Source organism: Shewanella sp. 11B5, assembly GCF_002836795.1.
GTDB classification, from domain to species: Bacteria; Pseudomonadota; Gammaproteobacteria; order Enterobacterales; family Shewanellaceae; genus Shewanella; species Shewanella frigidimarina.
In genome coordinates this window covers 1-1,881 of sequence record NZ_PJAP01000739.1, presented here as the reverse complement: position 1 = coordinate 1,881, position 1,881 = coordinate 1, and the positions used below count along the sequence as shown (strand labels likewise).

Sequence of the window (1,881 nt, the reverse complement as noted above, 5' to 3'; positions counted from 1 at the left end):
TGCAGATCCTAACCCAAACGCAGCGACTCAGGTTTGTCCAATTGAACTTGGTAATCTGACTCTGACTCGTGGTGTGTATAAAACCGCAGCCGATGTGACTCTCCAAACAGGCACTCTCACTCTTGATGGCGAAGGAGATCCAGACTCAGTGTTCATCTTCACCATAGGCGGAAACCTAACTTCTGGTGCTCCTGGTGGCGATATTGTGCTCATTAATGGCGCACAAGCAAAGAACGTCTATTGGAGAACTGCTGGAAAGACCGTTATCGGCACTAACACTCACTTTTCTGGCAATGTTTTCGCTTGGTCAGAAGTGAATGTGCTGACTGGTGCTAACGTCACAGGCCGATTATTTGCCGTTACCGATCAGGTCACTCTGGATGCTAACGCAGTAACCAAAGCTAACTAGTTTTAAGCTCGGCTTACCCAAGTTGACAAAAATAGATAGAAAGAATGAGGGAACAGATAGTCTGTCTCCTCATTCACCACCACTATGAAATGAGGCCCATTTAGGTGCTGATATAAGCAGTAACCGTTCTGTTTATGGTCAAGGTTATCAATCTAACATTTGTCTATATACGTGACTTCAGCTATCAAAAACTATCCACAGTGCAAAGAAACATCTATTCATCGGTTAATTTCTGATGGGGGGCGTGAGCATTCTTTGAATTGCGATGTTAATTTTTTAAAGGATAAAAATAATGCACACAACACATAAATATTATAACCAAACTATATTGGCTAGCTCGATATTGATGGCGAGCTTAATCTCAGGTTGTAACAATGACGATAACGATAACGCGGCAACTGTGCCAGTCATTAACGCCAGTAACCCTATTAATCTTGCTATTGATGTAGCGATAAACCAACAAATCACTGCAACCTTCAGTGAAGCGATGAATGAGCAAACGATTAACGATGCCAGCTTTACCTTAACGGCTCCGAGCCAAACAGCCGTGTTAGGCACTGTGTCTTATGATGAAACAAGTCATACCGCCGTATTTGCTCCAAGCAGTGATTTTACTCATAACACCCTATACCAGGCATCAATCAACACTGAAGTAACAAATACTGCAGGCATAGCGCTTGCTAGTGGTTTTAGTTGGTCATTTACTACCTCAGCATTACCAGATGTTATTGCCCCACAGGTAGTATCAAATTACCCCGTAGACCTCGCACAGGATTTTGCCTTAAATAGAAATATGACTGCTGAGTTTAGTGAAGCACTTTCTCCTAATACGGTAAACGGCTCTAGCTTTACGCTAAGTGATGGAACAAATCTTGTCACTGGTGTGGTTAGTGTTCAAGGAACAGTTGCAACTTTTAATCCAGACGATAATTTAGCAGCCAATACGCTTTATACCGCAACCTTGACAACTGCTATCAGCGATTTAGCGATCCCAGCGAATCTATTAGCAGCGAGTTTCAGCTGGAGTTTTACCACCAGTGATGTTGCCGCTATTGGACCTGAACTTGTGAAGTTAAGAACTTCGGGTGATTTTGCTATTTTAACTAAGACCGGTATTACCAATATCCCTGCTTCTGCTATAACAGGTAATATAGGTTCAAGTCCTATTACGGCCGCAGCGATGGATAACGTGTTTTGTAATGAAATCAGCGGAACTATTTATGGTGCTGATGCGGCTTATACAGGCAGCGGTGCGATTACTTGTTTTGCAGGCGCCGCAGAAGATAACACCCTCGTCGCCAACGCGGTACTTGATATGGGCACTGCCTATAACGATGCAGCAGGCAGAACCTTACCTGACTATACCGAGCTAGGCGCTGGTGATATCAGTGGCATGACACTGGAGCCAGGTTTATATAAGTGGAGCTCAGGTGTGTTGATCTCTACTGACGTAACTCTTTCAGGCAGTGCCA

The 1,881-nt window shown here is 43.8% G+C and carries 2 protein-coding genes; both read left to right on the top strand.

All coding sequences use genetic code 11. The annotated features are described in order from the left end of the window. Window positions 1-409: ice-binding family protein (locus CXF78_RS15935; protein WP_145991500.1), on the top strand; the 409-nt coding region annotated here is incomplete at its 5' end. A 292-nt stretch (window positions 410-701) separates the two neighbouring features. Then, the coding region (locus tag CXF78_RS15930; RefSeq protein ID WP_102037333.1) for an Ig-like domain-containing protein at window positions 702-1,881 on the top strand (1,180 nt) is incomplete at its 3' end.